This is a genomic window from Paratractidigestivibacter sp., assembly GCF_052362415.1.
GTDB lineage: Bacteria > Actinomycetota > Coriobacteriia > Coriobacteriales > Atopobiaceae > Paratractidigestivibacter.
Genome location: NZ_DAWEMK010000028.1, coordinates 12,237 through 19,213, shown reverse-complemented (window position 1 = coordinate 19,213; position 6,977 = coordinate 12,237). Strand labels below are relative to the sequence as shown.

The 6,977-nt window shown below is 69.3% G+C and carries 7 protein-coding genes and 1 pseudogene; all 8 read left to right on the top strand.

Going from position 1 to position 6,977, the window contains the following annotated elements; genetic code table 11:
* Window positions 1–171 precede the first annotated feature (171 nt).
* The 8 genes and pseudogenes from rplS (at window position 172) to ACT84W_RS04395 (ending at window position 6,734) form a co-directional block, all read left to right on the top strand.
* Window positions 172–513: a 50S ribosomal protein L19 gene (gene rplS / locus ACT84W_RS04430; RefSeq protein ID WP_417576545.1), complete on the top strand. Its 342-nt coding sequence runs from the start codon at window positions 172–174 to the stop codon at window positions 511–513.
* Window positions 514–579: 66 nt separating this feature from the next.
* Window positions 580–1,371, top strand: a complete 792-nt coding sequence (locus ACT84W_RS04425) for a ribonuclease HII (protein ID WP_432290788.1) — start codon at window positions 580–582, stop codon at window positions 1,369–1,371.
* Window positions 1,372–1,557: 186 nt separating this feature from the next.
* The gene (locus ACT84W_RS04420) at window positions 1,558–2,061 is read left to right on the top strand and encodes a YraN family protein (RefSeq protein WP_417576547.1); all 504 of its coding nucleotides are present in this window, start codon (window positions 1,558–1,560) and stop codon (window positions 2,059–2,061) included.
* A 92-nt stretch (window positions 2,062–2,153) separates the two neighbouring features.
* Window positions 2,154–3,169 (top strand): annotated as a pseudogene (locus ACT84W_RS04415) (YifB family Mg chelatase-like AAA ATPase); the annotation flags it as partial.
* Between the two features lie 15 nt (window positions 3,170–3,184).
* On the top strand, window positions 3,185–3,538 hold the full coding sequence (locus ACT84W_RS04410) for a hypothetical protein (protein ID WP_444328339.1): 354 nt from the start codon (window positions 3,185–3,187) through the stop codon (window positions 3,536–3,538).
* 16 nt (window positions 3,539–3,554) lie between these two features.
* On the top strand, window positions 3,555–4,457 hold the full coding sequence (locus tag ACT84W_RS04405; RefSeq protein WP_444328338.1) for a DNA-processing protein DprA: 903 nt from the start codon (window positions 3,555–3,557) through the stop codon (window positions 4,455–4,457).
* A gap of 40 nt (window positions 4,458–4,497) precedes the next feature.
* Window positions 4,498–5,820: a methylenetetrahydrofolate--tRNA-(uracil(54)-C(5))-methyltransferase (FADH(2)-oxidizing) TrmFO gene (trmFO, locus tag ACT84W_RS04400; protein ID WP_444328337.1), complete on the top strand. Its 1,323-nt coding sequence runs from the start codon at window positions 4,498–4,500 to the stop codon at window positions 5,818–5,820.
* Between the two features lie 2 nt (window positions 5,821–5,822).
* Complete coding sequence (locus ACT84W_RS04395) at window positions 5,823–6,734, top strand: tyrosine recombinase XerC (RefSeq protein ID WP_444328336.1); 912 nt, start codon at window positions 5,823–5,825, stop codon at window positions 6,732–6,734.
* Window positions 6,735–6,977: the final 243 nt, after the last annotated feature.

Sequence of the window (6,977 nt, the reverse complement as noted above, 5' to 3'; positions counted from 1 at the left end):
CCTCGACCGTCCTGCGCGCGTCCGAGGAAAACGGCGTCGTGGCAGGTTTTTGCCTTTAGTTGTGAATTTTCTTGATGTGCGGCCGCCTCTCGTTTATAGTTTCTCCTTGTGTGTAAGCCTATGTGCCGCTCGCAGACAGCGTCGGCACCTCTAGAGAGACAAGGAACAACTATGGACTACATCCGCGCTATCGAGCGTCAGCAGATCCGCGAGGACATCCCCGAGGTTCGCCCTGGCGACAACGTCAAGGTTCACTACCGCATCATCGAGGGCGACCGTCAGCGTGAGCAGGTCTTCCAGGGCGACGTCATCCGCATGAGCGGCGAGGGCGCCCGCGAGACCTTCACTGTCCGCAAGATCTCCTTCGGCGTCGGCGTCGAGCGCACCTTCCCGCTTCACAGCCCCAAGATCGCCAAGCTCGAGGTTGTCCGCCACGGTGCCGTCCGTCGCGCCAAGCTCTACTACCTCCGCGACCGCATCGGCAAGGCCGCTCGCATCCCCGAGAAGCGCTAGTTCTTCGGTATTTGAGTTGTTCAGGGCCGTCCCTCGGGGCGGCCCTCATTGTATCGAGAGGTACCCATGCCCGACCACGCACCGCACGCCTCGACCGCGAAGGAGATCGCGGCGCTTCTTTCCGATGCCCCCGACGACGAGGCGCGCGCACTCATAAAGCGCTACTCCGACGACCCGCGAAAGCAGGTTCAGCGCGCGGTCGCCTCCGCGCAGAAGCGCGTCGAGCGCGACGCGGCGGAGCACGACCGCGTTCGCGGCATGTACGAGCTGCAGCGCGAGCTCGGGGGCGACGGGCTGGTCCTCGGCGTCGACGAGGTCGGGCGCGGCTCGATCGCGGGTCCCCTCACGGTCTGCGCGGTCGCGCTGCCCTACGACCCCATGATCTGGGGCATCAACGACTCCAAGCAGCTGACGCCCGCGAGGCGCGAGGTCCTCGCCGCGAAGATCGCCGACGCGGCGCTGGCCATCGGCACCTGCCACATCGAGCCCGCGGTCATCGACGCGGTCGGCATGGCGCAGGCGCTGCGCGCCGCCATGTCGGGCGCGATCAAGGACGCCGGGGTCGAGCCGGACTGCGTGCTCATCGACGGCAACCCCATGCACGTCCATCCCAAAGAGAGGACCCTCGTCAAGGGCGATGCGCGCATCGCAGCCATCGCCGCGGCCTCGATCGTCGCCAAGGTCACCAGGGACCACCTCATGGTCGCCTATGACGATGAGTATCCCGAGTACCACCTCGCGGAGTGCAAGGGCTACGCGTCCGCGGAGCACATCGCCGCGATCCGCGCCCACGGCCTCACTCCGATCCATCGCTTCTCGTTCTGTGGAAACTTCCTGGAGACGCCCTCCCTGTTTTAAGCTGCCGCCGCGCGTCGGCCCGTCGCTTTGGCGCCCTGGCCCCTCCTTGGCCTGCCGAGTGTTCAAAATCTGGGCGGCGCTCGTGCCTTTCAGGCAGATTCCGGGAAGAAACCCGCAAGGCAGTGGGAAGGGACCGGTAAGGTCCGCGTGGCATCCTCCATGCACCACAGGGTCAAGGAGGATGCCATGGTGCTTGAACAGCGATGCGCGCGGACCGTATACGACGAGGCGTACGACGCGCCCCGCGAGGGGAGGGGGGTCCGGCGCACGTTCGTCGCGTACAGCCGCGCCCCCGAGGGGCTCCGCACCGAGTCCCTCAGCCTCAAGGATCTCGGCGACGTCGGAGAGGACCTCGCCGCCGAGTACCTCGAGTCCATCGGGATGTCGGTCGTCGAGCGCAAATGGCGCTGCGGGCTCGGCGAGGTCGACATCGTCGCCGAGGACGGCGGCGCGCTCGTCTTCGTTGAGGTGAAGACGAGGCGGGAGGGCTCCGTTCAGGTGACGCCCGAGCTCGCCGTCACCGTCACGAGGCAGAAACGATATCTCAGGCTCGCGGAGCTCTATATCTCGCGGATGCGCCCGAAGCCGACCGTGAGGTTCGACGTCGTCGCGGTGACGTTCCCGGTCGCCTCGGGCGACGAGGTCTTGCTGCGTCACGTCACCTGCGCGTTCTTCGGGGACTCGAGGTGAGCCGCTCTGTCGGGGTGCGCTCAGGCGCCCTGCGCGGCATAGAGGCCCTGCCCCTCACGGTCGAGGCGTCCTCCACCGGGGGCCTTCCCGGGATGCACATCGTGGGCAAGACCAACCTGCGCGCGGACGAGACCGCAGAGCGCGTCCGGTGCGCGATCGGCGCCTCGGGCTTCGAGATCCCCCAGTCGCACTTCACCGTGAACCTCTCGCCGGGGGACATCCAGAAGCTCGGGTGCGCCTACGACCTTCCCATCGCCGTGGCGATCCTCGCCGCGACCAAGCAGATCCCGCGGCGCGTCGCTGACCATGCGCTCTTCGTGGGTGAGCTCGCGCTCGACGGGAGCGTGCTGCCGGTGCGCGGCGCCGCCTCCTACGCCGTGCTCGCCGACGAGCTCGGCTTCGACCTTGTGGTCTCGTCCTCGACGCCGGTCGTCACGGGAGGGCGCGGACGCGTCCTCGCGCTCTCCTCGCTCGATCAGCTCGCAGAGGGGCTCGAGGCACTCCCCGCGCTCGCAGGGATCGTCGATGCCCCGGATTCCGAAGGATCCGAATCGTCCTCGCTTGATTACGACCAGGTGCTCGACCAGGAGATCGCCAAGCGCGCCATGGTCATCGCGGCGGCTGGCCGCCACGGGATGCTCATGGTGGGTCCTCCCGGCGCGGGCAAGTCGATGCTCGCCAAGCGCCTCCCGACCATCCTTCCCCCGCTCGGCGACCGTGAGCGCGACGAGGCCATGCTGATCCACTCGGCGGCCGGCCAGCCGCTCGACTCGATCGCGCGCGGCGAGCGGCCCTTCAGGGCGCCGCACCACTCCATGACGCTCGCGGGCCTCGTCGGCGGCGGCAGGCCCGTGATCCCCGGGGAGCTCTCACTCGCCCACAACGGCGTGCTGTTCCTCGACGAGATCCCGGAGTTCGCCAACAACGTCCTGCAGGCCATGAGATCGAGGACCACGTCGTGCGGCTCGTGCGCGCCGAGGGGACCTACGTGTTCCCTTGCGACTTCCAGCTGGTCGCGGCCGCGAACCCCTGCCCCTGCGGGCATCTGGGCGACCCCGGGCACACCTGCCGCTGCCCTCCCGCGAAGGTCGTGGCGTACCAGAACAAGATCGGCGGGCCCTTGATGAACAGGATCGACGTCGTCTGCGACGTCGCGCGCCCGTCGGAAAAGAGCGTGATCCGCGGCGGCAAGGGCATGGGCTCGGCCGAGATGCGCGAGATCGTGGTGAACGCGCGGGAGTTCCGCTCGTGGAGGCTGGCGCGCTACGGCGCGGCCGACGGCCCCGGCGGCGCCGCGCTCGCGGACGACGCCCGCGAGCTCTTCGAGGGCTATGCGGCGAAGCTCCTGCTCGGCGGGCGCGCCATCGTCCGCATAGCGAGCGTCGCCAGGACCGTAGCCGACATCGCGGAGCACCCGCTCGTGGAAACCGAAGACATCGTCGAGGCGCTCGGCTTCAGGTCGCGCGCCAGCCTCTAAGGGAAGGGAGCCTGCCGTGAATGACCTCGGGAACGGACGCTGGGAGCTTTTCTACGACGACGAGCTCTACCCCCCGATGATGCGCGAGCTCGCGAACCCGCCCAAGGTCCTGAGGGGACGCGGCGACCCGCGGTCGCTCACAGGGCCCTGCGTGAGCATCATAGGCTCAAGGCGCCCCACCCCCTACGGGCGGGCGATCGCGGAGATGGCCGGGAGGGTCGCGGCTGCGGGCGGCGTCTGCGTCGTCTCCGGCGGAGCCATGGGCTGCGACTCGTACGCCGGCAGGGCGGCGCTCTCCGCGGGCGGGCGGCACATCGTGGTCTCCGGCTGCGGCGCGGACACCATCTACCCCGAGAGCTCCAAGGACGTCTACGACGGCGCGATCAGCAGCGGCGGGGCCGTCATATCCGCGGAGATGTGGGGCCAGGGCCCCAGGCGCTACGCCTTCCCGCGCCGCAACGCGCTCATAGCCGCGCTCTCCCGGGACCTCATCGTGACCGAGGGCGGGCCGCGGTCGGGGACCATGAGCACGGCCGACGCCGCCCTCGAGCTCGGGCGGGGCGTCTACGCGATACCGGGATCGGTCTTCTCGCCGACGTCGAAGGGCACGAACTCGCTCATCGCTGAGGGCGCGCGGATCATCCCCGACCAAGAATCGCTCGAGCTCGCCATCTCGCTCGACTACGGCTTCCTCCTTTTGAGGCAAGAGGCGCCGGACGAGCCCCTCGACCCCCTCATGGCGGCGCTCGTCGCGGATCCCATGCGCCCCGAGGACCTCGCCGAGCAGATGGGCATGAGCGCCTCGGCGATACTCATGGAGCTGACCTCGCTCGAGGCCGCCGGAGTCGTGGAGCGGCTCTGTGACGGGAGATACTCGCCGACGGCCGCCTTCCTTATGGGGCACAATGGTTCGAGTTGATGTTGGCTCGGAAGGGCGATATCGCCCATGAGGGGGTTCGATGGTACAGAGTGTCACGGTCGTGGGGGCTGGGCTCGCAGGGTCCGAGTGCGCGCTGCAGCTCGCGAAGAGGGGCGTCCGGGTGACGCTTCTGGAGCAGCGCCCCGTCCATGCCTCGCCCGCCCACCACACCGACGGGTTCGCCGAGCTCGTGTGCTCGAACTCCCTTAAATCCACCAAGCCCGACTCCGCGGCAGGCCTGCTCAAGCGAGAGCTGGATTGCATGGGGTCTTACCTGCTCGGGTTCGCCCGCGAGTGCGCCGTCCCCGCCGGCGGGGCCCTCGCGGTCGACCGCAGGCGCTTCAGCGAGCTTGTCACCGAGGACGTCTGCGCGAATCCCCTGATCGAGGTCGAGCGCAGCGAGGCTGAGCGCATCCCCGAGGGGCCCTGCGTCATCGCGGCGGGCCCTTTGTGCTCCGACGCGCTCTTCTCCTCGGTGGAGGCGGCGGTCGGGGAGGGGCATCTCTCGATCTGCGACGCGGCGGCGCCGATCGGGTCGGCAGAGTCGATCGACCGCGACGTCGCCTTCTCCCAGTCGCGCTACGAGGAGGGGATCGGCGACTACCTCAACTGCCCCATGAACAAGGAGGAGTACGAGGCGTTCATCGACGCGCTGCTCGGGGCGAAGCGGGTGATCGCGCGCGAGTTCGAGCAGAAGGACCTCTTCTGCGCCTGCCAGCCCGTCGAGGAGGTCGCCCGGACCGGCCGGGACGCCATCCGCTACGGCGCGCTCAAGCCCGTGGGGCTCACCGACCCGAGGACCGGGCACAGGCCCTGGGCGGCGGTCCAGCTGCGCGCGGAGACGCCCGACGCGCTCGCCTACAACCTCGTCGGCTTCCAGACGAACCTCACCTGGCCCGAGCAGCGCAGGGTGTTCCGCATGATCCCGGGACTTGAGGGGGCCGAGTTCTTGCGCTACGGCGTGATGCACCGCAACTCCTTCGTCGACTCGCCCCACGTCCTCGACCGTACCTTCAAGATCCCCGGCACCCAGGCCCGCCTCGCGGGGCAGATCTGCGGCACCGAGGGCTACGTCGAGGCGATTGCCTCCGGGCTTCTCGCCGCGCTCAACACTTTCGCCGATCTCATCGGTGCCCCCGCGGCCGAGCTCCCGCAGACCACGTCCTTCGGGGCGCTCGTCGCCTACGCGACCGATCCCGCCACAAAGGACTATCAGCCCATGCACGTGAACTTCGGAATCGTGCCGCCGCTTCCCGAGCACGTGCGCGACAAGGCCGCCCGCCGGCGCGCGCTCGCCGAGCGGGCCGAGCGCGATTTCGACTCGTTCGTGGCGTCGAGGCCGGACCTTTTTCCGGCAGGCTAGGCGTGGGCGGCGCGGACGCGTATATAGATGCCTTCGTGGCGCAGCTCACCGTGGTGAGGGGGCTTTCGGAGAACACCGCCAAGGGGTACGCCGCGGACCTCGCCGATTTTTCCCGCTGGGCCGAGCGCGAAGACGTCGACGCCCTCGCGGCGACCCATAAGGAACTGCGCGCCTACCTCGCCGAGCTTTCCCGCGCCCGGTACGCGACGACCACCATCAACCGACGGCTCTCCGCGATCCGCGGGCTGTACTCGTGGCTCGAGCAGCGTGGCGTGCAGACGGGCGGGGCCGCCGCGGCGGTCGCGAGCCCCAAGATCGCGCGCCGCCTCCCGAAGACCATGAGCGACGCCGAGGCCGCGCGCCTGCTCGAGAGCTGCGACGTCTCGTCCGCCGCCGGCCTGAGGGACCGCGCGTTCCTCGAGCTCCTCTACGCCTGCGGCGCCCGCATCTCGGAGGCGAGCGCGCTCGACGTCGCCTCCGTGGATTTTTCCTCGTCGCAGGTGAGGCTCTTCGGCAAGGGCTCGAAGGAGCGGATCGTCCCCGTGTACGAGTACGCCCTCGACTGGGTCGCCCGCTACGTAGCCGAGGCGCGCCCGTCGCTCGCCTCGGCTGCCAAGAAGCCCACCGATGACGCCGCGCGGGCGCTCTTCCTCTCGACCCGCGGGCGGCGGATGAGCGCGGACGCCCTGCGCCGCGCCTTCGAGCAACACGTGGCCGCGGCGGGGCTCGACCCCGCGATCACGCCCCACGCCATGCGCCACACCTTCGCCACCGAGCTCCTTTCGGGCGGGGCGGACCTTCGCAGCGTCCAGGAGCTCCTCGGTCACGAGAGCCTCGCGACCACGCAGATCTACACGCATCTTTCGGTCGAGCGCCTGAAGGAAGCCGCCCGGGCCTGCCACCCGCGGGCCTGAGCCGGCCCCCGTGGCGGGCTCCGCGCCTGGCTCCGCTCCCGGTCAATAGATGGGGAGCTTGTGAGGGGAAATCCCTTCTCGACATCAGGCGGCGCGCTGCTATACTGATTACTTGCTGTGCATAAGCGCGGCATGCCGGCTACCAGCCGGCACCATCTCACACGCGCGACGACCCGCCTGTCGTGGTGCCCGAAGGCGAATAGCCAGGCCTCGGGTGGCAGTTCACGGGGAAGACATCGCGCG